29 protein-coding genes are annotated in these 26,245 nt (G+C 65.2%); 18 read left to right on the forward strand and 11 right to left on the reverse strand.

Annotation, left to right across the window (positions count from 1 at the left end; translation table 11 throughout):
* Window position 1: 1 nt before the first annotated feature.
* Both rnd and ACUXST_RS04130 read left to right on the forward strand, forming a co-directional pair.
* A complete protein-coding gene (rnd, locus tag ACUXST_RS04125) occupies window positions 2-1,186 on the forward strand; it encodes a ribonuclease D (RefSeq protein ID WP_458388667.1) in 1,185 nt (394 codons plus the stop codon).
* Window positions 1,179-1,472, forward strand: a complete 294-nt coding sequence (locus ACUXST_RS04130; RefSeq protein ID WP_458388668.1) for an I78 family peptidase inhibitor — start codon at window positions 1,179-1,181, stop codon at window positions 1,470-1,472. Before rnd ends, ACUXST_RS04130 begins: the two co-directional genes overlap by 8 nt.
* Before the next feature lie 6 nt (window positions 1,473-1,478).
* Here ACUXST_RS04130 and ACUXST_RS04135 read toward each other — a convergent pair whose 3' ends face one another.
* Window positions 1,479-2,102: a chromosomal replication initiator DnaA gene (locus tag ACUXST_RS04135; protein WP_458388669.1), complete on the reverse strand. Its 624-nt coding sequence runs from the start codon at window positions 2,100-2,102 to the stop codon at window positions 1,479-1,481.
* On the reverse strand, window positions 2,099-3,394 hold the full coding sequence (locus ACUXST_RS04140) for a heavy-metal-associated domain-containing protein (protein ID WP_458388670.1): 1,296 nt from the start codon (window positions 3,392-3,394) through the stop codon (window positions 2,099-2,101). Before ACUXST_RS04140 ends, ACUXST_RS04135 begins: the two co-directional genes overlap by 4 nt.
* A gap of 65 nt (window positions 3,395-3,459) precedes the next feature.
* Here ACUXST_RS04140 and purM point away from each other — a divergent pair, with 65 nt between their 5' ends.
* The 4 genes from purM to ACUXST_RS04160 are packed head-to-tail and all read left to right on the forward strand — an operon-like array spanning window position 3,460 to window position 5,960.
* On the forward strand, window positions 3,460-4,551 hold the full coding sequence (gene purM, locus ACUXST_RS04145; protein ID WP_458388671.1) for a phosphoribosylformylglycinamidine cyclo-ligase: 1,092 nt from the start codon (window positions 3,460-3,462) through the stop codon (window positions 4,549-4,551).
* A complete protein-coding gene (purN, locus tag ACUXST_RS04150) occupies window positions 4,544-5,104 on the forward strand; it encodes a phosphoribosylglycinamide formyltransferase (RefSeq protein WP_458388672.1) in 561 nt (186 codons plus the stop codon). Before purM ends, purN begins: the two co-directional genes overlap by 8 nt.
* Window positions 5,101-5,457 (forward strand): MmcQ/YjbR family DNA-binding protein, encoded by a 357-nt coding sequence (locus ACUXST_RS04155; protein WP_458388673.1) that lies wholly within the window; start codon window positions 5,101-5,103, stop codon window positions 5,455-5,457. The genes purN and ACUXST_RS04155 overlap by 4 nt, the downstream gene beginning before the upstream one ends.
* Window positions 5,454-5,960, forward strand: coding sequence for a hypothetical protein (locus tag ACUXST_RS04160; protein WP_458388674.1), 507 nt, complete (start codon window positions 5,454-5,456; stop codon window positions 5,958-5,960). The genes ACUXST_RS04155 and ACUXST_RS04160 overlap by 4 nt, the downstream gene beginning before the upstream one ends.
* Window positions 5,961-5,976: 16 nt before the next feature.
* Here the strand turns inward: ACUXST_RS04160 and ndk are convergent, their stop codons facing one another.
* From ndk to ACUXST_RS04175, 3 genes are all read right to left on the reverse strand, one after another.
* Window positions 5,977-6,399: a nucleoside-diphosphate kinase gene (gene ndk, locus ACUXST_RS04165; protein ID WP_458388675.1), complete on the reverse strand. Its 423-nt coding sequence runs from the start codon at window positions 6,397-6,399 to the stop codon at window positions 5,977-5,979.
* A gap of 80 nt (window positions 6,400-6,479) precedes the next feature.
* Window positions 6,480-6,917: a DNA polymerase III subunit chi gene (locus ACUXST_RS04170; protein WP_458388676.1), complete on the reverse strand. Its 438-nt coding sequence runs from the start codon at window positions 6,915-6,917 to the stop codon at window positions 6,480-6,482.
* A gap of 8 nt (window positions 6,918-6,925) precedes the next feature.
* Window positions 6,926-8,398 carry a leucyl aminopeptidase gene (locus tag ACUXST_RS04175; RefSeq protein WP_458388677.1) on the reverse strand — a complete coding sequence of 491 codons (1,473 nt, stop codon included), beginning with the start codon at window positions 8,396-8,398 and terminating at the stop codon, window positions 6,926-6,928.
* Between the two features lie 148 nt (window positions 8,399-8,546).
* Here ACUXST_RS04175 and ACUXST_RS04180 point away from each other — a divergent pair, with 148 nt between their 5' ends.
* The 4 genes from ACUXST_RS04180 (at window position 8,547) to rsmA (ending at window position 14,066) form a co-directional block, all read left to right on the forward strand.
* Window positions 8,547-10,781 carry an LPS-assembly protein LptD gene (locus ACUXST_RS04180; RefSeq protein ID WP_458388678.1) on the forward strand — a complete coding sequence of 745 codons (2,235 nt, stop codon included), beginning with the start codon at window positions 8,547-8,549 and terminating at the stop codon, window positions 10,779-10,781.
* Between the two features lie 88 nt (window positions 10,782-10,869).
* Window positions 10,870-12,222 carry a peptidylprolyl isomerase gene (locus ACUXST_RS04185; protein ID WP_458388679.1) on the forward strand — a complete coding sequence of 451 codons (1,353 nt, stop codon included), beginning with the start codon at window positions 10,870-10,872 and terminating at the stop codon, window positions 12,220-12,222.
* 21 nt (window positions 12,223-12,243) lie between these two features.
* A complete protein-coding gene (gene pdxA / locus ACUXST_RS04190) occupies window positions 12,244-13,248 on the forward strand; it encodes a 4-hydroxythreonine-4-phosphate dehydrogenase PdxA (RefSeq protein ID WP_458388680.1) in 1,005 nt (334 codons plus the stop codon).
* Window positions 13,245-14,066 carry a 16S rRNA (adenine(1518)-N(6)/adenine(1519)-N(6))-dimethyltransferase RsmA gene (gene rsmA, locus ACUXST_RS04195; RefSeq protein WP_458388681.1) on the forward strand — a complete coding sequence of 274 codons (822 nt, stop codon included), beginning with the start codon at window positions 13,245-13,247 and terminating at the stop codon, window positions 14,064-14,066. Before pdxA ends, rsmA begins: the two co-directional genes overlap by 4 nt.
* On the opposite strand, the gene ACUXST_RS04200 is transcribed toward rsmA, so the two are convergent.
* The 4 genes from ACUXST_RS04200 to ACUXST_RS04215 are packed head-to-tail and all read right to left on the reverse strand — an operon-like array spanning window position 14,063 to window position 18,090.
* Window positions 14,063-14,560, reverse strand: a complete 498-nt coding sequence (locus ACUXST_RS04200) for a tetratricopeptide repeat protein (protein ID WP_458388682.1) — start codon at window positions 14,558-14,560, stop codon at window positions 14,063-14,065. The two genes, rsmA and ACUXST_RS04200, sit on opposite strands and share 4 nt — an antisense overlap.
* Window positions 14,561-14,589: 29 nt before the next feature.
* Entirely contained in the window at window positions 14,590-15,765 is a 1,176-nt protein-coding gene (locus tag ACUXST_RS04205) for an RsmB/NOP family class I SAM-dependent RNA methyltransferase (protein WP_458388683.1), read from the reverse strand.
* 3 nt (window positions 15,766-15,768) lie between these two features.
* Window positions 15,769-17,247, reverse strand: a complete 1,479-nt coding sequence (gene guaB / locus ACUXST_RS04210; protein ID WP_458388684.1) for an IMP dehydrogenase — start codon at window positions 17,245-17,247, stop codon at window positions 15,769-15,771.
* 39 nt (window positions 17,248-17,286) lie between these two features.
* Window positions 17,287-18,090 carry an HpcH/HpaI aldolase/citrate lyase family protein gene (locus ACUXST_RS04215; RefSeq protein ID WP_458388685.1) on the reverse strand — a complete coding sequence of 268 codons (804 nt, stop codon included), beginning with the start codon at window positions 18,088-18,090 and terminating at the stop codon, window positions 17,287-17,289.
* Between the two features lie 67 nt (window positions 18,091-18,157).
* On the opposite strand from ACUXST_RS04215, the gene ACUXST_RS04220 reads away from it, so the two are divergent.
* Together ACUXST_RS04220 and ACUXST_RS04225 are read left to right on the forward strand one after the other, a co-directional pair.
* Window positions 18,158-19,126, forward strand: coding sequence for an SPFH domain-containing protein (locus tag ACUXST_RS04220; RefSeq protein WP_458388686.1), 969 nt, complete (start codon window positions 18,158-18,160; stop codon window positions 19,124-19,126).
* On the forward strand, window positions 19,126-19,581 hold the full coding sequence (locus tag ACUXST_RS04225) for an NfeD family protein (protein WP_458388687.1): 456 nt from the start codon (window positions 19,126-19,128) through the stop codon (window positions 19,579-19,581). Before ACUXST_RS04220 ends, ACUXST_RS04225 begins: the two co-directional genes overlap by 1 nt.
* Here the strand turns inward: ACUXST_RS04225 and ACUXST_RS04230 are convergent.
* Window positions 19,578-20,024 carry a hypothetical protein gene (locus ACUXST_RS04230; protein ID WP_458388688.1) on the reverse strand — a complete coding sequence of 149 codons (447 nt, stop codon included), beginning with the start codon at window positions 20,022-20,024 and terminating at the stop codon, window positions 19,578-19,580. The genes ACUXST_RS04225 and ACUXST_RS04230 overlap by 4 nt on opposite strands.
* 38 nt (window positions 20,025-20,062) lie before the next feature.
* Entirely contained in the window at window positions 20,063-21,700 is a 1,638-nt protein-coding gene (locus ACUXST_RS04235) for a phosphoenolpyruvate carboxykinase (RefSeq protein WP_458388689.1), read from the reverse strand.
* A 240-nt stretch (window positions 21,701-21,940) separates the two neighbouring features.
* On the opposite strand from ACUXST_RS04235, the gene ACUXST_RS04240 reads away from it, so the two are divergent.
* The 6 genes from ACUXST_RS04240 to ACUXST_RS04265 are packed head-to-tail and all read left to right on the forward strand — an operon-like array spanning window position 21,941 to window position 26,245.
* Entirely contained in the window at window positions 21,941-22,651 is a 711-nt protein-coding gene (locus ACUXST_RS04240) for a response regulator transcription factor (RefSeq protein ID WP_458388690.1), read from the forward strand.
* Window positions 22,620-24,194, forward strand: a complete 1,575-nt coding sequence (locus ACUXST_RS04245) for a stimulus-sensing domain-containing protein (RefSeq protein WP_458388691.1) — start codon at window positions 22,620-22,622, stop codon at window positions 24,192-24,194. Before ACUXST_RS04240 ends, ACUXST_RS04245 begins: the two co-directional genes overlap by 32 nt.
* Entirely contained in the window at window positions 24,191-24,649 is a 459-nt protein-coding gene (locus ACUXST_RS04250) for an HPr kinase/phosphorylase (RefSeq protein ID WP_458388692.1), read from the forward strand. Before ACUXST_RS04245 ends, ACUXST_RS04250 begins: the two co-directional genes overlap by 4 nt.
* Window positions 24,649-25,572 carry an RNase adapter RapZ gene (rapZ, locus tag ACUXST_RS04255; protein WP_458388693.1) on the forward strand — a complete coding sequence of 308 codons (924 nt, stop codon included), beginning with the start codon at window positions 24,649-24,651 and terminating at the stop codon, window positions 25,570-25,572. Before ACUXST_RS04250 ends, rapZ begins: the two co-directional genes overlap by 1 nt.
* Window positions 25,569-25,976 carry a PTS sugar transporter subunit IIA gene (locus tag ACUXST_RS04260; RefSeq protein ID WP_458388694.1) on the forward strand — a complete coding sequence of 136 codons (408 nt, stop codon included), beginning with the start codon at window positions 25,569-25,571 and terminating at the stop codon, window positions 25,974-25,976. The genes rapZ and ACUXST_RS04260 overlap by 4 nt, the downstream gene beginning before the upstream one ends.
* On the forward strand, window positions 25,973-26,245 hold the full coding sequence (locus ACUXST_RS04265; protein WP_458388695.1) for an HPr family phosphocarrier protein: 273 nt from the start codon (window positions 25,973-25,975) through the stop codon (window positions 26,243-26,245). Before ACUXST_RS04260 ends, ACUXST_RS04265 begins: the two co-directional genes overlap by 4 nt.

Consider the following 26,245-nt stretch of genomic DNA (forward strand, 5'->3'; position numbering starts at 1 on the left):
CATGAGAATTCACCCACTGATTACCACCAGCGACGAGCTCAAGGCGCTTGTCGATCGCCTGGCTACCCATCCGTTCATCGCCGTGGACACCGAGTTCATGCGCGAAAATACCTATTGGCCGGACCTGTGCCTAATCCAGGTCGCAAGCACCGACGAGGCCGCGGCGATCGATCCCAAAGCCGATCTCGACATGAAGCCGCTGCTCGCTCTGTTCGTCGACAATCCGGAAGTGTTGAAGGTCTTCCACGCCGGCGGGCAGGACCTCGAGATCATTCACAACCTCACGGGCAAGATGCCCTACCCCCTCTTCGATACGCAGGTCGCCGCAATGGCGCTCGGGCACGGCGAACAGATCGGCTATTCGAACCTCATCGAATCCCTCCTCGGCCACAGCCTCGACAAGGGCGCACGGTTCACCGACTGGAGCCGCCGCCCGCTCGACAAGCGCCAGATCGATTATGCGATCGCGGACGTCACCCATCTCGCGACGGTCTTCCCGCGCATGGTCGAGAAGCTTCGCAAGAGCGGCCGCGGCGATTGGCTCGACGAGGAGATGGAGCGGCTCGCCGATGCGTCCAGCTTCGCCTTCCCGGCCGAGGACGCTTGGAAGCGCCTGAAGCTTCCAAGCCGCAATCCGACCGTGCTCGGGCGGCTCAAGGCGCTCGCCGCTTGGCGCGAAACGGAAGCGCGGTCGAAGAACCTGCCGCGCGGCCGGATCATGAAGGACGACACGCTAACCGAAATTGTCCTCCACCCCCCCAAGAGCCAGGACGACCTCGGGCGTATCCGCGGCCTGTCCGCAGGCTGGAAGTCGAATGACATCGGTGCACGGCTCATCGCCGCCCTCGACTCAGCCAAGCCGCTTGCCGGCGACGACCTGCCCGACCGCGAGCCCAAGCGCCCGGGCCTGACCAAGGACGGCGCTCTGGTCAGCGATTTGCTCAAGCTGCTGCTGAAAATCCGAGCGAAGGAAGCGGGCGTGGCGCCCCGCCTCATCGCCCGCTCGGATGATCTCGAGGCGCTCGCCGCGGGCGTTCGCTCCGGCCTTGCCATTCTTCAGGGCTGGCGCTTCCAGGAATTCGGAAAGGACGCAGTCGACCTCGTCGAGGGACGGCTCGCCTTTGCAATCGTCAACGGCAAGCTCAAGATGAGCCGCGTCGCCCAGGAGGAGACCGTCGATGCGTAACGTCCTGCTGCTCGCCCCTGCCCTGCTGGCCGCCTGCGCCGCCGCACCGCCGCAGTCGGTGATCCACGGCGAGACGCCGGGCCACACTTGCGATGCGACGGGCACCGAGCGTTTCATCGGTCAAGCCGGAGACAGCGAGACCGGAGCCGCCATCCAGGCCGCGACGAAGGCCGCCGTCCTGCGCTGGGCGCCTCCAGGCTACATGATGACGATGGAATTCCGCGCGGACCGAGTGACCGTGTGGCTCGACGAGCAACGCAAGATCACCAAGATCAGCTGCGGCTGATCCGCTTCACGCGGCCTCACCAATCATCCGGGCTTCCATCAAAGCCCGGCGGATCGTTGGCAGGCTGAGCCTCGCCCGCTCCGCGATTGCGAACCGGTCCACGGCTTCGACGGCGCGCTCGGCAGTGAAATAGTCGCGTTGCAGGCGCTCCGTCATGAACCGCAGCGCATCGCCCGGGATGTGAAGCCCGCGGTCGGCGAAATACAGCTGTATGAGCGATGCAAAGAGCGCGTCGTCCGGGTGATCGATCCGGATCACCGGCGTGACGGCAAGGCGCGTCCGAAGATCAGGGAGCGCCGGGTTCCACTCCGGCGGGACCGTGTCGGCAATCAGGACGAGCGGTCGCTTGCTGTCCTGGGCATCGTTCCAGGCGTGGAAAAGCTCGGTCTCGTTGCGCGATTCGGCATCGTCGAGGAGCCGCCCGCCGACGCGCTCGACGAAGCTCCGGGCAAGGAGGCTCCGCCCGGATCGACGCGGCCCTGTGAGGATCGTCGCCTTGACCGGCCACAGGCTCCACTTGCGGAAATGCTCGAAAGCGGCGCGGTTTGCGTCCGAAACGATGAACCGCGCATCACCCTCGGTCTGTGGCCAGTCCAGCGGCAAGGGCTGCTGGTCCGGACCCGACCTCACGGAGTCTGCCCCGGTGGTGCGGCGGTCGGCTGCGGCGTCGCTGGGGCCGGCGCGACCGGAGTCGGCGCAGGCGGCGGTGGCGGTGCGGGGGGACCACCGTTAGGCGCTCGCACGTGGATTACACTGCCGGAGAAATCGACGAGCCACCCGCGTCCACTCAGAGCTGCCGCAAGCTGACCGATGTCGCCGTGATAATTGACGAGCACGTAGCTCGTGCCTGTCGGGTTGATGAGTTGCGGCGTCGATGATTCGATCCCCGGCATGGTCCGCAGGTGGGCCATCGCGAAGTTATAGACCTTCACGTCGTTGGCCGTGATCTGAACCTGGAAGGCATTGGTCGTGCTGGCGACCTTCGCGGGTGCCGCTTTCTGTTCGACGGGCTGCTCCGGCATGACCGGCGGCGGCGGAAGGTCAAGCGTTGGATCGCGAAGCAGCCGCCCTGCCGCGAGGGCTTGCCCGAAGAGCTGGTCCATCTGGCGCGCGCCGTCCGCCATCAGGGCCTGGATGTCGCCATTGTTCGACGTCAGCGTGAAACCGCCGATGATCTCCCGGTCCGGCCCATGCATGCCGATGAAGCGAGCCCTTGCCGGGCCCCCCGGGTAGACGCGATGCAATTGCACCTCGGCCACCAGCACGTCCGAAGCGCCGTAGAGGTCGAGAAGATTGCGCCACCAGCCACGGCCCGGTCGAGCGGTCTGGGCCGCGTTGATCAGCAGCGGATCTGCACCGAGGCCGCTGATCCGGACGTAGTCTATCGGGCTCGTGGACGTGCGGAACTGGGCCCACGCGCGCTGCCAGCCATTGCGTAGCTCGACCGTCGTCTCCGTGCCCCCCGTAACGAGGATCGGAACCAGCAGCATCGGCGCGGAGCGGCGCACCTGTCCACCTTCGACGCCCAGGAACTGAGCCGCCCGCGCGCGGTCGAACAGGACGCCGAGGTCGGCGATGTAGCGGTTGGGCCCAATCTCTTCCCGCTCGACGTTGATGGAGCTGACGATCTGGTCGAGCGTGCCGTCCGGCAAATTCGGCGCCTGATTGATGGGCAGGTGGTGCATCTTCGCCCACAGCGCCTGGAAGCCCTGGCGCTGGGCGACGCGCCAGCCCGCGTAGCGCGCCGACTGGGCGTCAGGTCCGCCGACATCGACGTGGATGCCCGTGATCTCGAGCGTTCCGGAGCTGTCGATGGGCAATATCCCCCGGTCGCCGCTCTCCAGCTGCGCGTACACGATCGCCGAAACACCAGCGGCGGCGACGAGCAGTGACAGTGGGACGGCGAAGCGGCGCGAGAACATTCGGGCGGTCTTTTGGCGACAACGGCGTGGAAATCCAAGCGGCTTGTCTCTAGTGCCCGCTGCCGATGAGCCAAAAGCCCCTGACTTATGCCGATGCCGGCGTGTCGATCGATGCCGGCAATGCGCTTGTGAAGACCATCGGCCCGATCGCGCGATCCACTGCAAGGCCGGGCGCGGGCGCGGAGCTCGGCGGCTTCGGCGGGTTCTTTGACCTCAAGGCTGCCGGTTATCGGGACCCGCTGCTCGTCGCGGCGAATGACGGCGTCGGCACGAAACTGAAGCTGGCCATCGAAACGGGCCGCCACAGCGGCGTCGGCATCGATCTGGTTGCGATGTGCGCCAACGACCTGATCGTCCAGGGTGCCGAGCCGCTGTTCTTCCTCGATTATTACGCGACCGGAAAGCTCGACAACGAGGTCGCGGCGGCAGTGGTCGCATCGATAGCGGACGGCTGCCGGCAAGCGGGCTGCGCATTGATCGGAGGTGAAACCGCCGAGATGCCGGGCATGTATTCCGGCGGCGACTATGATCTCGCGGGCTTCTGCGTCGGCGCGGTCGAGCGCGATTCGGTGCTGACCGGCGCAGACGTCGCAGGCGGCGACGTCATCCTGGGAATTGCAAGCTCGGGCGTTCACTCGAACGGATTCTCGCTCGTCCGGCGGATCATCGACCAGGCCGGGTGGGACCTCGATATGCCGTCCCCCGCGCAGGAAGGACGCAGCCTCGCCGACGCGCTGTTGGAGCCGACCCGCATCTACGTCCGCGCGCTGCTGCCGCTCGTGCAGGCTGGGCGAATCAAGGGTCTCGCGCACATCACCGGCGGCGGGCTCCTCGAGAACATCCCGCGCGTCCTGCCGGAAGGTTGCCGTGCTATCGTCGACAGCGGACGCTGGCAGCTGCCGCCGCTCTTCGCGATGCTCCAGGATGGCGGCAAGATCGCTCCGGAGGAGATGGCCCGAACGTTCAACTGCGGTATCGGCATGATTGCGATCGTTGCCTCCGATCGGGCAAACGCGGTCGCTGCGGCGCTCGAAGCTGCCGGCCAGACAGTCGTCGAGATCGGCCGCATCGAGACTGGCCAGCGAGGCTGCACGGTCAGCGGAAGTGGCGGCACGTGGAACTCGGGCGGGGATTGGTCCGCGACCCACGATGCGTGACCCGCGGCGTGTCGCAATCCTTATCTCCGGACGCGGCAGCAACATGCGCGCGCTGGTTGAAAAGGCCGATGGCTACGAGGTGGTCCTGATCGCATCCAACAAGCCAGGCGCGGATGGCCTAAGCTGGGCACGCGAGCGCGGGCTTCCGACCTGGTCGCGAGACAGCAAGGGCGTTTCGAAGGAAGAGTATGATCGCAGCCTCACTGCAGTGCTGGGCGAATACGGCGTCGGCACGATCGCTCTCGCGGGTTTCATGCGCATCCTCTCGCCCTGGTTCGTTGAGAAGTGGCGCGGGCGCATCCTCAACATCCACCCGTCGCTCCTGCCGAACTATCCGGGGCTGGACACCCACGCCCGCGCGCTCGCAGCAAATGACGCAGTCAGCGGGTGCTCCGTTCACGTCGTCACCGAAGAACTGGACGCCGGGGAAGTGCTCGGCCAGTCTGAAGTCCCGATTCAGCCGGGCGACACGCCGCAATCGCTCGAGCAGCGCGTGCTCGCTGCCGAGCATGATCTATACGCCAAGGTCCTAAGCGAGTTCGTGAACCAATGAGCGACCCCCTCGACAAAATCCGCGAGACCGCCCTGGAACTGCCCGAAACCGAAGAGCGGTTGTCGCACGGCCAGCCGACTTTCTTCGTGACCGGCAAGCAGTTCGCCCAGTTTCGCGACAATCATCACGGCGACGGCAGGACGATGGTGTGCGTGCGCATCGGCAGTCCGGACGAGCAGGCGATGCTCCTCGAGGCCAATCCCGAGACCTACAGCAAGCCCGCCTATCTTCCGAGCTGGGTCGGCATCAGCGTCGCCGGCAATTCCGTCGACTGGTCTCTCGTCGCCGACCGGATCGCGGCGAGCTGGGAGCTTGCGGCGCCTCGGCGCCTGCTTGAGGCCGGCGGCCGATGAGCGAAACGGACGCGCAGCGCCGTCGCCGCTGGATCAACCTGGGCGAGCTGATCGCGTTGGCGGCTCTCATCGTCTCGGCTGCGGGGGTTTGGCTAAGCTGGAAGGGGAGCGAGCAGGACAAGCCCACCCGCATCGTCGAGCAGCGTCAGGCCATTCCTCTGAAGCTGCGCGCCAAAGCCGGCGAGGACGGACGCACGCTGACGATAACGCCCGTGGAAGCGGGTCATGCGATCGAGTCGCTGACACTGACGCTTCCTGGCGCCACTCCGATCGAAGTCGGAAGCGACGGCGAGCTCCAAGCGAGTGCGGTGCAGGCCGCCCTCAAGGGGCACGACAAGGAACCCAAGGACAAGACGCTCGGCATTCAGGCGCGAATAGATGCACGCTACGTCGAATCCGGCGCTGATCGGCGCGATGGCGGCACTTATGTGCTGCGCTACCGCTGGGAAGGCGGCGGGCTGTTCGGCGGCCGGTCGCTGCGGCTGGTTGGACTCAGCCGCTAGCCTGCCTGCCGACCGATTAGCCGACGATCTCTTCAGGCTTGAAAAAGTAGTCGATTTCGATGTTCGCGTTCTCGTCGCTGTCGGATCCGTGAACCGAGTTCGCCTCGATCGATTCGGCGTAGGTCTTGCGGATCGTGCCTTCCGCCGCCTGTTCCGGGTTCGTCGCACCCATGATGTCGCGGTTGCGCTGGACAGCGTTCTCACCCTCAAGGACCTGAACGACGACCGGCCCTGACGTCATGAAGGCACACAGATCGTTGAAGAACGGCCGCTCGCGATGGACGCCGTAGAAGCCTTCGGCCTGCTCGCGGGTCATCTGGATGCGCTTCGAGGCGACTACGCGAAGGCCGGCCTCCTCCAGCATCTTGGTGACTGCGCCGGTCAGGTTGCGGCGGGTGGCATCGGGCTTGATGATCGAAAAGGTGCGCGTCGCGGCCATGACCGGGCGATCTCCTGAATGGTGTTGATTGGTAATGGAGTGGAGCGCCGCCTAGCCGCGCCGACGCACCGGGGCAAGACTCACGCCTGCTGCTTCCAGCGGCCGCCCTCCTGGGCCCAGTAGCGGCGTTCGACCCCTTCCCGTCCGGCAAGCAGCTTCCAGGCCAGCCGGGCACCTTGCAGAGTTGCTGCGTCGAAAAGGTAGAAAGCGCGGTCGTAGGCGAGAGCCGCCTCGCGCCATTCCCCGTCGGCGATGAGGATGTTGCGGGCAACGTTTGGCGCGTCCGGCGTCGTCGAGAGCAGGACCGGCTGGCGGGAATCGTCGGTCCCGCCGGCGACCGCATGCGGAAGGAAGCCGGTCGGCTCCATGTCCCAGAGCATCCGGTCGAGCCGCGCTAGCTGCCCCTCATCGGAGGCGACAACGAGCAGTCGTCCGCCGGTGGCGAGCACCTTGTCAGCCAGGCTGGCGATGACCTGCTCGGCAGGGCTCCCGGCGAGCTGGTAGAAGTCGACCTGCACCGAAGCCCTCAGGCCTCCAGCACGTCCGCGACATATTGATCCAGCAAGCGCACGCCGTAGCCTGTCGCGCCCTTCTCGTAGGTAGACCCCGGCTTATCCGACCAGGCCTTCCCGGCCATGTCGATGTGCGCCCAGCGAACTCCGTCGTCGACGAACCGCTGAATGAACTGGGCGGCGGTGATGGAGCCCCCCTCCCGCGGGCCGACGTTCTTCATGTCGGCGATCGGCGAGTCGATCAGGCGGTCGAAGGGCTCGCCCATTGGCATCCGCCACAACTTGTCGCCGGACTCGTCACCGACCTTGATGAGGGTCGAAGCGAGATCCTCGTTGTTGGAGAACAGGCCGGCCCACTCATGCCCGAGGCTGATCAGGATCGCGCCGGTGAGGGTCGCGAGATCGATGATCGTGCCCGGCTTGAAGGTGCGCTGCACGTAGGTGATCGCATCGGCGAGAACGAGGCGGCCCTCGGCGTCCGTGTTGATGACCTCGACGGTCTGGCCCGACATGGTCGTGATTACGTCGCCAGGGCGCTGCGCATTGCCGCCGGGCATGTTCTCGACGAGACCGCAGATGCCAATGACGTTCGCCTTGGCCTTGCGGAGTGCGAGCGCCTTCATGGCACCGGAGACCGCGCCTGCGCCGCCCATGTCCCACTTCATTGATTCCATACCGGCAGCCGGCTTGATCGAGATGCCGCCGGTGTCGAACGTGACCCCCTTGCCCACGAAGGCGGTCGGCTGTGCGCCCTTGCCGCCGCCGTTCCACTTCATGATGAGCATGCGGCCTTCACGGACCGAGCCCTGCGCCACTCCGAGCAAAGCGCCCATGCCGAGCTTTTCCATGGCAGCCCGGTCGAGCACTTCGATTTCGATGCCGCTGCCGTCCAGCGAGGAGCGCACGCGCTCGACGAAGCTTTCCGGGTAGATGATGTTTGCGGGCTCGGTGACCAGCTCCCGAGTCAGCGCGACTCCCTGGGCGACCGGCTCCCAGCGCGAACGGTAGCGCTGCTCGGCCGCGGATCCGCCGCCGACGATCACGATCTCCGTCAAACTGGGCTTCTGCTTGTCCTTGAGCGTCGTCCGGTAACGGTCGTAGCGCCATGAGCGGAGTGCCGCGCCGAAGGCGACCCGCGCCGCGGCGTCTGCGTCGTAGCCCAGGCCGGTCAGGTCGATGACCGCGCGCGCCTCGCCAGAGGTCAGCAGCCGAGCAGCAACCGTCCCGCCCAGCTTCTCGGCGCCGTCAGCGACGGGCGCACCCGCACCGGAGCCAACCACGAGCACACGGCGCGTACGACCGGCTTGATCGATGAAATGCTCGGCGACGCTCGTCGGTTCGCCCTCGAAGCGCTGGCGTTCCAGCGCTGCCGACACCTGGGCTTGCGCTTCGCCGAGCGAGCCGAGCGCCTTGCGCTCCTTGCCGGCAACGGGAAGAACGAGGGCGAAGTCACCCTCCGGCCGAGTGTCGGCGAAGCGAATTTCCATCACGAACAATCCTTCGAACAGGGATGCTTGCGCAGGCCTTTAGGATGCAGGCTGCGCCTTGGCAAAAGGAGCGCACGAGATTGTCGCCGCATCGCCAAGGTGCAATAGGCGCCTCGAGTGAACGACAACCGGCGGCGGGACGAGCAGCTTGCGTAACAGGATCGCGTGGTGGACGGCGCTGCCGATGCTCGTCACGGTTAGCGGGCCCCTAGCCGCGCAAACGGTTTCACCGGCTGCGCCAGTCGCCCAGGCTGCGCCCCCCGCCCCAGCTGCCGCCGATCCGGAAATCATCTTCAGCTCCGACAGCGTCATCTACGACAGCGATGCCGACGTCGTCACGGTCGCCGGCGCGGTTCGAATGCAGCGCGATGGGAATTACCTCGCCGCGGACCAGGTGGTGTGGAATCGCAAGAGCGGCGAAGTCCGGGCGCTCGGCAATGTGGTGGTGCTGACGCCGCAGGGCGACAAGCTCGTCGGCGACAATGTAGTCCTGACCGACACCCTCCGCGACGGGACCGTGAACAACCTGCTCATGGTACTCGAGAGCGGGGGCCGCATCGCCGCGAGACGTGGCACGCGGTCCGGCAACGTCGTCACCCTCGACAATGCGATCTACTCGCCCTGCCCCGTCACGACGCCGGGCGGCTGCCCGAAACGGCCGAGCTGGTCGATCACGGCCGCACGGGTGATCCAGGATCCCGACGGGCAGCGCGTTCGCTTCGAAGGCGGGCGCCTGCAGTTGTTCGGTATCAATCTGCCGCTCCTGCCGATCTTCACCGTAGGCACCAGCGACCAAGGCGGGACCGGGTGGCTGGTCCCCGACATCAGCTACTCGACGAAGAAGGGCCTCGAACTCGCCGTTCCCTATCACTGGCAAATCGCTCCGAACCGCGATCTAACGGTAACACCTCATCTGTTCACGGGCGTTTGGCCAGCACTTGAGGCCAAGTACCGCCATCTCGACCGGCTCGGCGCTTTCCAGATTGGCGGGTTCGTCACCTACGGCGGCATCGAGAGCGCCGACCCGGACGATACCGAAACCATCGAGGGTCACGGCGTTCGCGCCTACATCGAGGGCAACGGCAAGGCCCAGCTAGACCCATTCTGGAGCATCACCAGTTCCATTCGGTTAGCGACCGACAAGACGGTCACCCGGCGCTACGACCTCACCCGCGACGACCGGCTGCGCAACGTGGTCAACGTTGAGCGCATCACGCCCAATTCCTACATCAGCATCGCCGGTTGGGCGTTCGAGGGCTTGCGGGTCGACGACGTCCAGAAGCAGATCCCTATCGCCCTCCCGGCGATCGACGCGCGCTTCCGCGGCAAGGATCCGGTGTTTGGCGGCACCGTCGAACTTCAGGGCAACAGCCTGTCCATCCTCCGCATCGACGGACAGGATACGCAACGCGCATTTGCAAGCGCTCGATGGGACCTGCGGAGGCTTACGCGCTGGGGTCAGGAACTGACGCTCACGGGTTACGCCCGGGGCGACATCTACCACACCGATGACGCGGAAAGCACCGCCGTGGCGCTCTACCGAGGCACCGACGGCTGGCATAACCGCGGCATCTTCGCACTGGCTGCAGACGTGAAGTGGCCGTTCGTCGGACCTGCGTTCGGGGGCATCCAGACCCTGGTTCCGCGCGTGCAGCTGGTCCTTACCCCGGCCACGCCGAACCTCGATATCCCCAACGAGGACGCCCGTTCCGTCGACCTGGAAGACAGCAATCTCTTCGCGCTCAATCGCTTCCCGGGGTACGACCGGTGGGAGGACGCGTCCCGGATCACCTATGGCGCGGACTGGACTCTTGAACGCCCCAACCTTTCGATCACGAGCAACATCGGACAGAGCTACCGAATTGCAAGCCGGCCGTCGATCTTCCCTGAAGGAACGGGACTTACCGACCAGTTCTCAGATTTCGTGGGAAGGACCAGGGTGCGCTTTGGCCGGCTTCTCGACATCACCGACCGGTACCGCATCGACAAGAACAACTTCGCCGTCCGCCGCAACGAAGTCGACCTGACGCTTGGCACCCAACAGACGTATCTTCAGCTCGGCTATCTATTGCTCGACCGGAATATCGATACCGCGATCGAGGACCTCCGGGATCACGAGGAGCTTCGGCTTGCGGGCCGGGTCAAATTCCATCGCTATTGGTCCATCTTCGGTGCAACGGTTGTCGACCTGACCGACAAGAGGCAGGACCCGCTGTCGATCGCCGACGGCTACACTCCGGTCCGCAATCGACTGGGCATCGAATATGAGGACGCATGCATTCAGCTTGGCCTCTCCTGGCGGCGCGACTATGAGCAAATCGGGACCTTCCGTAAGGGTAGCACCTTCAGCTTTCACTTGGCCTTGAAGGGGCTTGGCCGCTAAGCCTGCGTTCAGCGGGGCTTGCTAGAGGGTTGCGGCCACGCTGGCGGGATTTCAAAGGGATAGATCGAACGTGGCAGGACAGTTTCGAGTGACTTTGGCGCGCGCGTGCTTCGGGGTAGCAGCACTCGCTCTTGCCGCCGCGAGTGCGGCGGTGGCGCAGGATGCTCAAGATACGCAGGACACCGAGCAGCCGGTCAACAGCTCCAGCGCGCTCAAGCTGCCCGAGAACCCGCAGTTGTTCGGGGCGGCGATGCCGTCCGTCGTCAAGGCGACCGCCATTGTGAATGGCGAAGTCATCACTCAGACCGACGTCGACCAGCGAGTGGCGCTGCTGGTTCTCGCCAACAATGGCAAAATTCCTGCTGACGAGGTCGAGCGCTTGCGTCAGCAAGTGCTTCGCAACCTCATCGACGAAACACTACAGATTCAGGCCGCGAAGGCCGACAAGATCGAAGTGAAGGAAAGCGACATTCGCAAGGCCCTGGAGCGGGTAGCTGCAAACGTGAAGCAGACGCCGGACCAACTTGCAACCTATCTCCAGGCCAATGGTTCGTCGATCAATACCCTGCGGCGGCAAATCCAGGGTGAAATCGCTTGGCAGCGTCTGCAGCGCGACAAGATCGAGGACACGGTCAGCGTTGGCGAAGACGAGGTCAAGGCCATCCTTGACCGGATGAATGCATCCAAGGGAACGCAGGAATATCACGTCGGTGAGATCTTCCTGTCGGCAACGCCTACCAGCGAGCCGCAGATACAGGCAAACGCTAACAAGATCCTTGAGCAGCTGAAGAACGGTGCATCGTTTGCAGCCTATGCTCGCCAGTATTCTGAAGCGTCCACCGCCGCCGTCGGCGGCGATCTTGGTTGGGTTCGGCCGGAGCAGCTGCCGCAGCAGCTTGCCGCGGTCCTTCGCAGCATGGGCCCGGGAACCGTCAGCAATCCGATCCCCGTGCCCGGCGGTGTATCGATCCTCGCAGTCGAGGACACCCGCAAGATCCTCACGCCGGATCCGCGCGATGCTATCCTCAGCCTCAAGCAGGTCTCGATCAGCTTCCCGAAGGGAACGAGCCGGCCGCAGGCCGAGCCCGTGCTCGCCCGCTTCGCAGACTCTGCTCGCACCGTGGGCGGGTGCGGCGGTGCGGACAAGCTCGCCGCTGATTTCCACGGAGAGCTGCTCCAGAGGGATGAGATCAAGATGCGCGACCTGCCTCCTGCGCTCCAGCAGCTAATGCTGCCGATGCAGGTCGGGCAGGCGACGCAGCCGTTCGGTAGCGTCGATGAGGGCGTCCGGGTTCTGGTCATCTGCGGCCGCGACGAGATGGACTCCTCCGCGCCGAGCTATGACCAGGTCTTCAACCGCCTGAACGAAGAGCGGGTGAACAGCCGTTCGCAGCGCTACCTGCGCGACCTGCGCCGTGACGCCATCATCGACTTCCGCTAGAGCGATCGTCGCCAGAGCACCTTGGCACAACGTCCGGACCTTCCGATTGCCGTCTCATTGGGTGACCCAGCGGGTATCGGCCCCGAGGTTATCGCCAAATGCTGGGACCACCGGTTCGAGTTCGGACTAATGCCCTTCGTCGCCATTGGTGACGCGCGCTCCATCGAGAGCGTCTGGGACGGGCCAATCGCGGCGATCGACGATCCGCGCGATGCGGCGACGGCGTTCGACATCGGCCTGCCGCTTATCCAGCTGTCGGCCGCACAGGCGGACGTGCCTGGTCATCCGAGCGTCGCTGGAGCGCATTGTTCGCTGGACTGCCTCGAGATCGCTGTCGGGCTCGCACGATCAGGCTCGGCCGGAGCGGTCGTCACCGGACCGGTCGCGAAGGAGCAGCTCTACTCGATCGGCTTCGCCCATCCGGGGCAGACTGAATTCGTTGCGGAGCGATGCGGCGTCTCATCGGGGAACGTCGCCATGATGCTAGCCGGCCCCACCCTCCGGACTGTGCCCGTGACGACGCACCTGCCGCTGTCGCAGGTGCCGACCGCGCTTACAACCGCGCTCATCGAGTCGCGTGCTCGCGCCGTATTGCGCGGTCTTCAGCGCAACTTCGGCATTGCCGAGCCGCGTCTCGCCATCGCCGCCCTCAATCCCCATGCTGGCGAAGGCGGAGCGCTCGGACGCGAGGACGTGGACGTCATCGAGCCGGCGATCGCAGCGCTTGCCGCCGAAGGCTGGCGCGTGACCGGGCCACATCCGGCCGACACGATGTTCCATGCTTCGGCACGCAGCACCTACGATGCAGCCCTGTGCATGTATCACGATCAGGCTCTCATCCCGATCAAGGCGCTGCACTTCGAGGACGCCGTCAACATTACGCTGGGCCTTCCGATCGTTCGCACCGCGCCTGACCACGGCACCGCTTTCCGCCTCGCCGGGCAAGACCGCGCTGACCCGCGACCAATGGCATCCGCGCTTCGGGTGGCTGCCGAATGCACCGCATACCGGTCCGACACTCCGTGAGTTCCGGCCCCGAGCCGCTGCGCGACGTGATCGCCCGGCACGGGCTCACCGCTACCAAAGCCCTCGGGCAGAATTTCATCCTCGACCGGCAGCTTCTTGCGCGCATTGCTGCCGTGCCCGGCAAGCTTGAGGGCGAGACGGTTTACGAAGTGGGCCCCGGCCCCGGCGGCCTCACGCGAGCCTTGCTCGACACCGGCGCGCGCGTCGTCGCAGTCGAACGCGACCGCCGCTGCATCCCGGCACTGGCAGAGCTTGAGCAGCTGTTCGGGGAGCGCTTGCGAGTCCTCCAAGCGGACGCGATGCAGATCGATGAGCCCGCGGAGGTCGGCGATGGAGCCCACGTTGTGGCGAACCTGCCCTACAACGTCGGCACGGCCCTGCTGTTGCGCTGGCTGACGACCGAGGCCTGGCCGCCGTGGTGGCGCTCTTTGACGCTGATGTTCCAGAAAGAGGTCGCTGATCGCATTGTCGCCCGGCCGGGGAGCGAAGCGTTCGGCCGGTTGTCGGTCGCTGCCCAATGGCGTTCGGAGGCGCGCATTGCGATGACGGTCAGCCGGTCTGCGTTCGTCCCCCCGCCCAAAGTCACGTCCGCCGTTGTTCACATCGTGCCCAAGCAGGCGCCTGATCGTGTGTCGCCCACGGTGCTCGAGCGAGTGACGGAGGCCGCGTTCGGACAGCGGCGCAAGATGCTGCGATCCAGCCTAAAGGCGCTGCCCGGAGCAGTCGAAGCTCTTCAGTCGCTTGGTATCGATCCTGAACGCCGCGCCGAGACCCTTGGCATCGCCGAGTGGGTCAGCCTGGCAAGAGCCCTAAGCTAGTCAGTCTTCGAGTTCGACGGGACCTTTACAGCGGCTACGCTGCGGCCGCGCGTGATCGCCGAGGACAGGCGGGACAGTTGCGGGCAACCGCGAGCGCAGATCCGCTGGAGCTTCTGGAGGTTGGCCTGAGCGCGCGTCATCGCGCCTAGCTCGACCATTGCCTCGCCCTGCACGGCGATTGCGTCCGGATCGTTCGGCTCCAGGATCAGGGCTTTGTTGGTCATCCGGACGGCCTTGCCGAACAGACGCTGCCGTTCGGCCACCTTGGCGATGTCGACGAACGCCCAGCGGTTGCGCGGATCGGCTGCAAGTGCAGCCTCAAGCACGTCCTCAGCCTCTGCGAGCTTGCCGGCGGCAAGCAGAGCTTCGCCCTGGTGCTGGTACTCGACCGACTTCGGGAAGATCTGGACGTCGGCGCGCTGTCCTGACGCAGGAAGCGCAATCGCGACGCAAGCAAACCCGACCACCAGAGCGGCAACAGCACTCAGACGCATCAATCTCACTCCACGTTCAGCCCGACGCATTAACACGGCCGACGGAACTCCGCGATGAAAAAGCCATCGGTCCCGTCGTGCCCCGGAGTCAGTAGCCGGCCACCCCCATCAGGGCGCCCGCCGCCGATCGCAGGATCATGGATGGTCCACGATGAATGCCGGCTGAGGAAGGCGCTGGCCTGGCCTGCTCCTTCGCGGGACAGCAGCGAGCACACGGCATAGACGAGTCGTTCGCCCGGACGAACCATCTCAGCGGCAATGTCCAGCAGTCGGGACTGAAGCGAACTCAGCCGTCCGAGGCGTTCGGGCGTGAGGCGCCAACGGCCCTCCGGGTTCCGCCGCCACGTGCCGCTTCCGGAGCAGGGGGCATCTACAAGCACGAGATCGCAGCTCGCGCGCAGTTCGGCCAGGTCGGTGGGTTCGTTCGGCGGGTTGATGAGTCGAGATTCGATGACTGCTCCTGCACGCGCGGCGCGGGGCGAAAGCTGCGCCAGGCGAGCACGGTTTGAGTCGGTCGCCACAATCCGTGCCCGCGGCGCAGCCGCCGCAAGGGCAAGCGATTTGCCGCCCGCGCCGGCACAGAGGTCGAGAATCGTCTCTTCGTCTGAAGGAGCGCAGGTCAGAGCAATCAGCTGGCTGCCTTCATCCTGGACCTCGACCTGCCCGGCGACGAATGCAGGGTGATCGTCAACTCGAGTCTCGGTTGGCAGGCGGATGCCCCATGGACTGATTGGCGTCGGCTGCGCTCCACCGAACTGCCCAAGCATGTCATCGCGCCGTGCCCGGATCAGGTTGACGCGCAAGTCCAGAGGCGCCCGTTCCAGTAGAGCGGCCCACTCGTCGCGTCCGACCAGCGCTGACAACTCGGGGACAATCCAGTCAGGTATAATGGATGCAGGCGCGGCGGGCTCGTCCGGCCCCTGCGGCTCTGGCCCCCTTGGCTCGCCGAAAAGTCCAGCGAGTTCGGGCTCATCTTCGGCCAAACCAAGGATTGCCGCGCGCCCGTTTGCCGGACGTTCTGCGGATCGCCGGATCGCGTGGAATACCAGTTCACGGATCGCCCGCCGGTCCTTCGACCCGGCATAGCGCCGCTGCTTGAAATAGCGGGTGACGATGGTGTCGGCGGGCGGCCCGTTGTCGCGAGCGGCGGCAATGACCTCGTCCAGGATTTCGGCCGCCGCCTGCAGCCGCGCCGCCGGCGTCATTGCTTAGCGGGTGGGATAGTTGGGAGCCTCGCGGGTGATCGCGACGTCGTGGACGTGGCTCTCCGACAGGCCGGCATTCGTGATCCGGACGAAGCGCGCCCGCTTCTGGAGCTCGGCGATCGTTGAAGACCCCGTGTAGCCCATGGCTGCCTTCACGCCGCCGACCAGCTGGTGAATGATCTCACGGACCGGCCCCTTGTAGGGCACCTGCCCCTCGATGCCTTCCGGGACGAGCTTCAGATGGTCCTTGATGTCCTGCTGGAAATAACGGTCCGCCGAGCCGCGCGCCATTGCACCGACCGATCCCATGCCGCGGTACGACTTGTAGCTGCGACCCTGGTACAGGAATATCTCGCCCGGTGCCTCTTCGGTGCCTGCGAGAAGCGAGCCAACCATCACGGTCGAGGCACCGGCAGCCAGCGCCTTGGCGATGTCGCCGCTGGTCCGAATACCACCGTCGGCAATCACCGGCACGCCGGCCCGAGCCCCGACCCGTGCTGCGTTCATGACGGCGGTGAGTTGCGGCACGCCCACTCCGGCCACGATCCGCGTCGTGCAGATAGAGCCGGGGCCGATACCCACCTTGATCGCATCGGCGCCGGCGTCGACCAGGACCTGAGCCGCTTCGGCCGTCGCGACGTTGCCAGCCACAACCTGCACTGCGTTCGACAGCCGCTTCACCCGCTCTACGGCGCGAGCGACGTCGATGTTGTGGCCGTGAGCGGTGTCAATGACGATGCAGTCACAGCCCGCATCGATCAGCGCTTCGGAACGTGCATAGCCAGCGTCTCCGACCGTCGTCGCCGCCGCCACGCGCAGGCGGCCCTCGGCGTCCTTGGTCGCAAGCGGCGACGCAACAGACTTCTCGATGTCCTTCACCGTGATCAGGCCAACGCAATGATCGCTTTCGTCGACGACGATCAGCTTCTCGATCCGACGTTGATGAAGGATGCGGCGGGCGTCGGCCTCAGTCGTCCCCACCGGTACCGTCGCGAGGTTCTCCTTCGTCATCAGCTCGCTCACCGGCTGACGCGGGTTCTCCGCGAACCGCACATCACGGTTGGTGATGATGCCGCAGAGCTTTCCGGAGCGCTGCACGACCGGAATGCCGCTGATGCGGTGAGTCTTCATCAGCTCCAACGCTTCGGCCAGCGTCTGGTCAGGCTCCATGGTGATCGGATTGACCACCATGCCGCTTTCGAAGCGCTTTACCTGACGAACGGCAGTCGCCTGCGTCTCGACGTCGAGGTTGCGGTGAAGCACGCCGATGCCGCCGACCTGCGCAAGTGCGATCGCCATGTCGGCCTCGGTCACGGTGTCCATTGCCGACGATAGGATCGGGATGTTGAGCGGGATGCCGCGGGTCAATTGGGTCTTCGTGTCAGCCTGGCTTGGAAGCACGCTCGACTCGAGCGGCTGCAGGAGGACGTCATCGAACGTGAGGCCCAGCGGGATTTCGGGAGCTTGCGAGCGGTCGGCCATATCGGCCCATGCCAAGGAACGGGCGATTCGCCAAGTGCGTCAGGCGCCGGCGCGCGCGAGAACTCGTCTGGCTTGCTCGACATGCATGCGCTCGATCATCTCGTCCTCGAACCGCTCGGCACCTCCGTTGAACGCCTCGACCAGCCGCCGCGCCCGTTTGATCTCCTCCGCGCCGGGCGCGAATGCCCCGTGACAAGGGGCAATTTGGTTGGGATGGATAAGGCTCTTGCCGTCGAACCCCAGGCCCCTGCCCGCGCTTGCTTCAGCAAGGAAACCCTGTGCATCGTCGAGTCGGTTGTAGACGCCGTCGAACACCGCGACTCCTGCAGCGCGCGCGGCGAGTACGATCAACTGCAACGATGCCGAGATCGCCTGCCGGTCCGAGTCTAGCGGCAGCCGGAGGTCGGCGCGGAGGTCGTTCGTCCCGGCAATCAGGCCCGCCGCTTCACTAGCAATCTCCGCAGCGGCGAGAACGCCTGCGGCGGTTTCGATCATCGCCAGCACCGGCTTCCGGACGGCTTCTGCAACGCCCCGAACGAGACGACCGGAGATCGCACGCGGAACGACGATGAGGTCTGCGTTCGAGCGGGCGACTGCATCAACGTCGAGCGAATGCCACTCCGTCCCGACCCCGTTCACGCGGATCGCCACCGGCGTCTTCCAAACGCTTGCGACCGCCTCAACCGCGGCACCTCGAGCCGAATTCTTGTCGGCCGGCCTCACGGCGTCCTCCAGGTCGAGGACCACCAGATCTGACCCGGCCTCCCTCGCCTTGGCGATGGCGCGGCTGTTGGACGCAGGCAGGAACAGAACCGACCGTATGGCGAACAAGTCTGGCGTCATATCGATTTCGCTTTCCACAACAGCCTTGAGCGTCGCATCATCGGGACAGCATAATGCGGGGGATTTCATGCTGACCACCTTCCTGACCGTGATCGCCTTCCTGGTCGTCCTGTTCATCATGATGAGCGTGAAGATCGTCCGCCAGGGCAATCGCTACACGATCGAGCATTTCGGCCGCTTCGTGCGCGTGGCAGAGCCGGGCTTCAATTTCGTCACGCCGTTTTTCTATCGAGTCGGCCGCCGGATAAACATGATGGAGCAAGTGCTCGATATCCCCGGGCAAGAAATCATTACGAAGGACAACGCCATGGTCGCCGTGGACGGCGTGGTGTTCTTCCAGGTGCTCGATGCCGCCAAGGCAGCGTACGAGGTCAGCGATCTCTACATGGCTATCATGGCTCTTTCGACGACGAACCTGCGCACCGTCATGGGTTCGATGGACCTCGATGAGACCCTGTCGAAGCGGGACGAGATCAATACCCGGCTGCTCGCCGTCGTCGACAACGCCACCGAGAATTGGGGCGTGAAGATTACCCGCGTCGAGCTGCGCGACATTCGCCCGCCCCAGGACATCGTCAACGCCATGACCCGGCAGATGAAGGCAGAGCGCGAGAAGCGGGCCGTGATCCTGGAAGCCGAGGGCTCCCGTCAGTCGGCCATCCTGCGCGCGGAGGGTGAGAAGCAATCCGCGATCCTGTCGGCCGAGGGTGCTCGCGAAGCCGCTTTCCGCGAAGCCGAGGCGCGCGAACGCGCCGCTCAGGCCGAAGCCAATGCAACCAAGTCGGTGAGCGACGCCATCGAGGGTGGAAGTGCGCAGGCGATCAACTACTTCATCGCTCAGAAATATGTTGATGCTTTGGGGATGTTTGCCACTTCGCCCAACGCCAAGACGATCCTGTTCCCGCTCGAGGCCACGCAGCTGATGGGCACCCTCGGCGGAATCGCCGAGGTGGCGAAGGAAGCGTTCGGCGATGGCGCAAAATCCGCGTCGGTCGCGAGAGCCAAGCCGTCGCCCGGAGTGCCCGAAACCCGATGATGAGCGGCATCGACCCGGGGTGGCTGTGGCTGATCGGCGGGGTCGTCCTGCTGATCGCTGAAGTCATCGCTCCAGGCTTCTTCCTCCTGTTCGTCGGAGCGGCGGCGATCGCCACCGGCCTGTTCACGGTTTTGTTCGGACTAGGCATTGGCGCGCAGCTTGCCTTGTTCGTCGTCTACGCGCTGCTCGCGGTCGCCGCCGGACGCCGCTTCTATGTCAATCATCGGCAAAGCGCCGATCCGCTCCTCAACAATCGCGCGGCACGCCTGGTGGGCAAGGTCGTGACGGTGATCACAGCAATTGATGAGCATAGCGGGCGGGTCCGCGTCGGCGACAGCGACTGGAGCGCCCGTGGCAGTCCGGCCGCGGCCGGCGAGCGGGTGCGCATTACCGGGGTCGATGGGAACTGTCTGACGGTCGAGCCGGAGGGCCGGCTTCCCGGGCCTTCAACCTAGGGCAGAGCAGCGAGATCGGGGGCGACGAAGCTGCGTCGGGCTTCCACCGAGAATAGCAGCTCTCGCGAATAGAACTGCAATGGCCAGTCGCGCTTGCCCATCGGAGACACCAGCAGCTCGTTGACCATTTCGTGCAGCGGATCGCTGAGGTTGGCTTCGCTCAGGAACAGCCGAACGCCGTGCAGGAACACGCGGGTGATTGTGTCGTGGTAGCCTTGCGTGTCGTCATTCACGCCGCCGACGCTCTCGTTGTAGCCGCGGATGATCGCCGGCAGCTGCCGGTCGAGATGGAGATCGTGCCGGCGGAGCAGAAGATAGGTCGTCGCGGCAAGATGCGCTTCGTGCGTCCACTCGGCCCGTGGCACGCTACGCGCCAGCAAGCCTTCGCCCAAGCGTTCCACCTCAGCGTCGTCGGCAAACAGTCTCGGGTGGTAGTCGGTCACCAATCGGGTCCTTCGAGTGGCCCGATCGTCGTCCGGGCCTATGCGAGTGTGGTCTGCGTCTGCTGCTGCGTCTGGGACGGCGCCGGTTGTCGCGGCGCGGCCTGGCGCACGCCCTCGTCGACGTGGTCGCTGAACTTTGCGAAGTTCTCGACGAACAGGTCGATCAGCTTCGCGGCGGTACGATCATACTCTTCCGGCTCCGCCCAGGTGCTGCGTGGGTCGAGCAGGTCGGTGCAGCCGGACAGTTCGAGCGGGACTTCGAAGCCGAAATTCGGATCCTTGCGGAACTCGGCATTATTCAAGCTGCCGTCGAGCGCCGCATTGAGTAGCGCGCGGGTCGCCTTGATCGGCATGCGCTTGCCAACACCGTACTTGCCGCCGGTCCAGCCGGTGTTGACCAGCCAGCAGTTGACGCCGCCCTCGGCGATGCGCTGCTTGAGCAGGTTGCCGTAAACGGATGGATGGCGCGGCATGAAGGGCGCGCCGAAGCAGGTCGAGAAGGTGGCTTCCGGCTCCGTGACGCCGATCTCCGTACCGGCGACCTTGGCCGTGTAGCCCGACAGGAAGTGATACATCGCCTGGTCGGGCGTCAGTCGAGCGATCGGAGGCAGAACTCCGAACGCGTCGGCGGTGAGCATGACGACGTTCTTCGGAACTGGCCCCATGTTTTCGTCCGACGAGTTCGGGATGAAGTCGATCGGGTAAGCGCCGCGGCTGTTCTCGGCGAACTTCGGGTCGTCGAGGTCGAGCTCGCGCGTGACCGGGTCGACGACGACGTTCTCCAGCACAGTGCCGAAGCGCTTGGTCGTCGCATAGATCTCGGGTTCTGCCTCCGCAGAAAGACGAATCATCTTCGCGTAGCAGCCACCTTCGAAGTTGAACACAGCGGTGTCCGACCAGCCATGCTCGTCGTCGCCGATGAGCGTGCGGTTCGGATCCGCGGAAAGCGTCGTCTTGCCGGTGCCGCTGAGGCCGAAGAAGACCGCAGTGTCGCCGCTCGGCCCGATGTTGGCCGAGCAATGCATCGGCATGATGCCTTTCGGCGGGAGCAGAAAGTTCAGGAGCCCGAACACGGACTTCTTCATTTCCCCGGCATAGGCCGTGCCGCCGATCAGGATCAGCTTCTTGGTGAAGTTCACCGCGACCACCGTTTCCGTGCGGGAGCCGTGACGCTCCGGGCTGGCGCGGAAGCTCGGCAGGTCGATGATCGTGAACTCCGGCACGAAGTCCGCGAGGTCCTGCGCTTCAGGGCGAACCAGCAGCGTGCGGATAAACAGGTTGTGCCACGCGAACTCGTTGATCACGCGCACCTTGACCCGGTGCTCGGGCTGCGAGCCGCCGTAGAGGTCGGCAACGTAGAGCTGATCCTTGTCGGCGAGCGCCAGCAGGAAATCGTCGTGGAGGCGATCGAAAGCGTCCGGCTCCATCGGCTGGTTGCCGTTGTTCCACCAGATGACGTTCTCGGTCAGTTCGTCCTTGACGGTGAACTTGTCCTTCGCGCTCCGTCCAGTGTGGAGTCCGGTGCGGACGACGAGCGGGCCATCCTTGGCCAACAGGCCCTCGCCGCGGCGGACGGCATGTTCGACCAGGGGCGCCGTGGTGAGATTCCAGAAGATCTCCGCTCCCGTCGCAATCCCTTGCGTGTCGAGGCGGCTGTGGGGAACCCGATCGGTCACTGACAAACGTCCTTCTTCTGCAAATGTCAAAAGCGGCGGCGACCATTTGAGCCTGCCGCCGCATACGTATGCGAGGGCCTATAAACCCGAAAAAGTTGCGCGGTCAAAACGGCATAGACCGCGTGGAGAGCACTTCAGCTTAGGGTAGCGCTAACATTGCGCGGCTGCTCTTGCCTTGTTTCGCGACGCTCCTCTGCTAAGCCCGAGCCTTCAACCGGCAGGGGTGCGCGAGAGGCGGCAATGAGCGATGTGATCGCGCTGGTCGACGATGACCGCAACATCCTCACGTCGGTCTCGATTGCCTTGCAGTCCGAAGGTTTCGTGACGCGCGTCTATTCCGATCCTGCCGTCGCGCTGAAAGCATTCGCCGACAGCCCTCCGGCACTAGGCGTTTTCGACATCAAGATGCCCAATATGGATGGCATGGAATTGCTTCGCCGGTTGCGGGAATTCAGCTCGATGCCGGTCATCTTCCTGACGTCGAAGGATGATGAGTTGGACGAGGCGCTCGGCCTCGCGATGGGCGCGGACGACTATATCGCGAAGCCCTTCTCGCAGCGGCTGCTGATCGCACGAATCCGAGCGATCCTGCGGCGCCAGGAGCTTGCGAGGGGCGAAGCGGCAGCCGACAGCCAGGACGCCGAACCGCAACTGATCGAGCGCGGACGACTGGCGATGGACCCGGCGCGCCACAAGGTGCGATGGGACGGCAAGGACGTGACCCTCACCGTGACCGAATTCCTGATCCTCGAGGCGCTCGCCCAACGCCCGGGCGTCGTGAAGTCGCGCAATCAGCTACTCGACATCGCCTATCAGGAAGACGTTTATGTCGATGACCGCACCATCGACAGCCATATCAAGCGCATTCGCCGCAAGTTCCGGCAGGCGGACAACACCTTTGATGCAATCGAGACTCTGTATGGCGTCGGATACCGTTTCGACGACCAGTGAGGACGATGACGACCTGCAGTTGAGCTGGTCGGGGCGCTGGACGCTTGCGCATCGAATCCTCGCCGTGAACGTGCTGACGCTGTTCCTCGTCGCGCTCAGCACTCTGTACCTCGACGTGTTCCGCAATCGCCTGAGCTCCGAACGCAGTCGGCAGACCCGCATCGAAGCGACGGCCACCGCGGAAGCACTCACCCACGTCGACCCCGCCGAACGTGCCTCCTTGCTGGCCGACATCTCGCGGGCCACCGACAGCCGGGTGCGGCTCTACGGACCGGATGGCCGTCGGCTGGCGGACAGCTGGCAGCTTACAGGACCCACATACGAGCTGGTCGACCCGACGACCCAGCGCTGGACCAAGGACGCCGCTCGGGCGCTCGATGAAGGGTTCAACACCATCGTAGGCGCCAAACCGCTCGATGACTTCCAGGAGCCCAGGGTGGACCGCGCCGATGCCTGGCCAGAAGCCGTTCGCGCCCGATCGAGCCGCAAGACCGTCAGCGAAGTGCGCAACGCCCCCGACCTGACGCCGGTGATCTCTGCGGCGGCCCCTGTGGGGCAGGACATCGTGCTTGTGACCCACAACGACCGCGCGTTCACGCGGACGGTCAGAAAACAGCGTACAGGTATCGCGCTGGCGATGACGGCGGTGATCGTCCTGTCGGTATTCCTGTCCCTGTTCCTGGCCCGGACAATCGCCCGACCCATCCGCCGGCTGGCCCTTGCCGCGCACCGCGTGCGGCTCGGCCGATCGCGGCAGGTCCGCGTCCCTCGCCTGCCCTCGCGCACCGACGAGGTCGGTCTGCTTGCGCGGGCGGTCTCCGACATGAGCCAGTCGCTGCGGCAGCGGATCGATAACATCGAGGCTTTTGCGGCCGACGTTACCCACGAGTTGAAGAACCCGCTCGCGTCGCTCCGGTCGGCCGTGGAGGGCATTGAGCGTGTCGAAGATCCTACGCTGCAACGCCGACTCATCGCTATCGCCCGCGACGACGTGGTCCGGCTCGACCGGCTGATTAGCGACATCAGCGAAGCGGCCCGCACGGATGCCGAACTGGCGCGCGCCACTTTCGAGCCGGTCGATCTGGGGCCCCTGATCGAGCAGCTCGTCGCAAGCTGGGAAACCCGCCGCGAGAAGGGCGACGCCAGGATCGCGTTCGCCCGCCCTCGCCGTGCCACGGCTGTGGTGATGGGCAAGCCCGACCGGCTTGCCCGGGCGATCAATGCCATCATCGACAACGCGATCAGCTTTTCGCCCGCAGGAGGACTGATCGAGATTGCCGCCGCCCGTGTCGGCGAGGAAGTCCGGATCCGCATCGACGACGAAGGTCCCGGAGTTCCAGAAGAGGCGCGCGAAGCGATTTTTAACCGCTTCCATTCAGTGCGCCCGGAAGGTGAGAATTTCGGCCGGCACTCCGGCCTCGGCCTTGCGATCGCCCAGGCAATCGTCAAAGGCCACGACGGGGAGATCGACGTGCGAGACCGTGACGACGCGCCATCGGGTGCCCGCTTCATCATCCGCTTGCCCGCGGCCGATCGCGCGTGACTCAGCCGGGTAGCGCTGCGGGGTCGAGGCTGTCGGCGGAAACGGTGCATGCAAGCACAGTCGCGCTGGACGGTCGCGCGGTCCTGATCACCGGCATGTCTGGATCCGGCAAGTCGGACCTGGCGCTTCGCCTGCTTGATCGCGGATTCATTCTCGTCAGTGACGACCAGACGATCGTCAAGCGTGAAGCGAACCGGCTGATTGCCTCGGCGCCGCCAACGATCGCCGGCAAGCTCGAGATCCGCGGCATCGGCATCGTCGAGATGGATCATATCGAGGATGTTCCGGTTGCACTGCTTGTCGAGCTTACCGGCGACGTCCAGCGGCTTCCCGACGACAGCCGCGACCGGCCGATCCTGGGCGTGCCGCTGCCGCTCATCAGCATCGACGCGATGACTGCGTCCGCGCCGTCGAAAGTGGCGCTGGCGCTCGACCGAAACGGCTTGCGGTTCTGATGTCCGGAGCGCGGCGGCTGCCACGGCTCCTGCTCGTCACCGGTATGTCCGGGGCGGGCAAGTCGACCGTGCTCGACGCGCTCGAGGACATGGGCTGGGACACGGTCGACAATCTGCCCGTCGACCTCCTCGAAGCGTTCGTCGGCAGCGATCGCGAGTGCCGCGTCAGCCCGGTTGCCGTCGGCATGGACGCACGGAGCCGCGGCTTCAATGCCGCGACACTGCCCGGACTGGTTCGGGGCATTGACGGTGTCGTCCCCGAGATCCTCTACCTCGACTGCTCCGGCGCCGAGTTGATTCGCCGCTATGGCGAGACCCGGCGTCTCCATCCGCTTGCGCCCGACCGCCCTGCCGAGGACGGAATTGCCCGCGAGCGCGATCTGACGGCGCCGGTGCGCGCTGCCGCCGACAGCGTGCTCGACACCACGGACCTCAGTCCCGCGGACCTCCGGGACGAACTGCGCCGCCGCTATGGCGACGACTCCGATCAGCCGGTGCTGACAGTGACTTCGTTTGCCTTCGCCCGCGGAGTCGCTCGGACTGCCGACCTGGTCTTCGACCTTCGGTTCATTCCCAATCCGCACTGGATCGAGGAACTGCGGCCGCTGACCGGAGAAGACGGTGCGGTGCAGGAATATCTGTCCGCGCAGCCGTCCTGGTCCGAGACGATGGACCGCGTCGAAGCGCTTCTCATCGACTGGATTCCCCGCTACTGGGCGGCGGGCAAAAGTTACGTGACCGTCGCGTTCGGATGCACGGGAGGGCGCCACCGTTCCGTCGGGGCCGCCGTCGAGATTGCGGAGCGATTGCGTAGATCGGGGTTTTCTCCGAATGTCCGCCACCGAGACCTGGCCTCGCCGCCGAGCGACACCATTGAGGCCGATCCCAGGCGAGATGCTGAGGCAGGCGAGTTGAACGAATGATTGGATTAGTGCTGGTGACCCATGGCCGGCTTGCGGCCGAGTTCGTCACTGCCCTTGAACATGTGGTCGGGCCGCAGGAGGCGATCGAAGCCATCTGCATCGGTCCCGAAGACGACATGGAGGGGCGGCGCAAGGACATTGCCGCTGCAATCGGCAAGGTCGAGCAGGGCCAGGGCGTCATCATCCTCACGGACCTGTTCGGCGGAACGCCGTCGAACCTCGCGATCAGCCTGATGAAGAGCGAGAATGTCGAGGTCATCGCCGGCGTCAACCTGCCGATGCTGATCAGGCTGGAAGGCGCGCGCAAGGTCATGAGCGTCCACGCGGCCGTCGCGGCCGCTCGCGAGGCGGGCCGCAAGTATATCTCGGTCGCTTCCGAGGTGCTTGGGGAAGCGGCTGCTTGACCGCGGTCAGCCGCGAGGTCCTGATCGTCAACAAACGGGGGCTGCATGCCCGGGCGAGCGCCAAGTTCGTCGCCATGGCCAGCGACCTTGATGCCGTGATCGAGGTCGAGAAGGACGGTTCGCGAGTGTGCGGAACGTCGATCATGGGCCTGATGATGCTTGGCGCTGCAATGGGCGACACGATCGTCATCCATTCCGATGGAATGCACGCCGACTCGGCGCTCGAGAAACTCGTCGGACTCGTCGAGAACCGCTTCGGCGAGGAATAG

The sequence above is a fragment of the Sphingomonas sp. F9_3S_D5_B_2 genome (assembly GCF_054263715.1).

Coding starts and splice junctions, on each gene's coding strand:
- ACUXST_RS04225 (WP_458388687.1), top strand. CDS start 19,126: ATGAGCGGCATCGACCCGGGGTGGCTGTGGCTGATCGGCGGGGTCGTC.
- ACUXST_RS04205 (WP_458388683.1), bottom strand. CDS start 15,765: ATGACGCCGGCGGCGCGGCTGCAGGCGGCGGCCGAAATCCTGGACGAG.
- ACUXST_RS04240 (WP_458388690.1), top strand. CDS start 21,941: ATGAGCGATGTGATCGCGCTGGTCGACGATGACCGCAACATCCTCACG.
- ACUXST_RS04160 (WP_458388674.1), top strand. CDS start 5,454: ATGAGCGAAACGGACGCGCAGCGCCGTCGCCGCTGGATCAACCTGGGC.
- ACUXST_RS04130 (WP_458388668.1), top strand. CDS start 1,179: ATGCGTAACGTCCTGCTGCTCGCCCCTGCCCTGCTGGCCGCCTGCGCC.
- ACUXST_RS04175 (WP_458388677.1), bottom strand. CDS start 8,398: ATGGAAATTCGCTTCGCCGACACTCGGCCGGAGGGTGACTTCGCCCTC.
- ACUXST_RS04260 (WP_458388694.1), top strand. CDS start 25,569: ATGATTGGATTAGTGCTGGTGACCCATGGCCGGCTTGCGGCCGAGTTC.
- rnd (WP_458388667.1), top strand. CDS start 2: ATGAGAATTCACCCACTGATTACCACCAGCGACGAGCTCAAGGCGCTT.
- ACUXST_RS04155 (WP_458388673.1), top strand. CDS start 5,101: ATGAGCGACCCCCTCGACAAAATCCGCGAGACCGCCCTGGAACTGCCC.
- rapZ (WP_458388693.1), top strand. CDS start 24,649: ATGTCCGGAGCGCGGCGGCTGCCACGGCTCCTGCTCGTCACCGGTATG.
- ACUXST_RS04215 (WP_458388685.1), bottom strand. CDS start 18,090: ATGACGCCAGACTTGTTCGCCATACGGTCGGTTCTGTTCCTGCCTGCG.
- purN (WP_458388672.1), top strand. CDS start 4,544: ATGCGTGACCCGCGGCGTGTCGCAATCCTTATCTCCGGACGCGGCAGC.
- ACUXST_RS04140 (WP_458388670.1), bottom strand. CDS start 3,394: ATGTTCTCGCGCCGCTTCGCCGTCCCACTGTCACTGCTCGTCGCCGCC.
- purM (WP_458388671.1), top strand. CDS start 3,460: ATGAGCCAAAAGCCCCTGACTTATGCCGATGCCGGCGTGTCGATCGAT.
- ACUXST_RS04200 (WP_458388682.1), bottom strand. CDS start 14,560: ATGCGTCTGAGTGCTGTTGCCGCTCTGGTGGTCGGGTTTGCTTGCGTC.
- ndk (WP_458388675.1), bottom strand. CDS start 6,399: ATGGCCGCGACGCGCACCTTTTCGATCATCAAGCCCGATGCCACCCGC.
- ACUXST_RS04220 (WP_458388686.1), top strand. CDS start 18,158: ATGCTGACCACCTTCCTGACCGTGATCGCCTTCCTGGTCGTCCTGTTC.
- guaB (WP_458388684.1), bottom strand. CDS start 17,247: ATGGCCGACCGCTCGCAAGCTCCCGAAATCCCGCTGGGCCTCACGTTC.
- ACUXST_RS04245 (WP_458388691.1), top strand. CDS start 22,620: ATGGCGTCGGATACCGTTTCGACGACCAGTGAGGACGATGACGACCTG.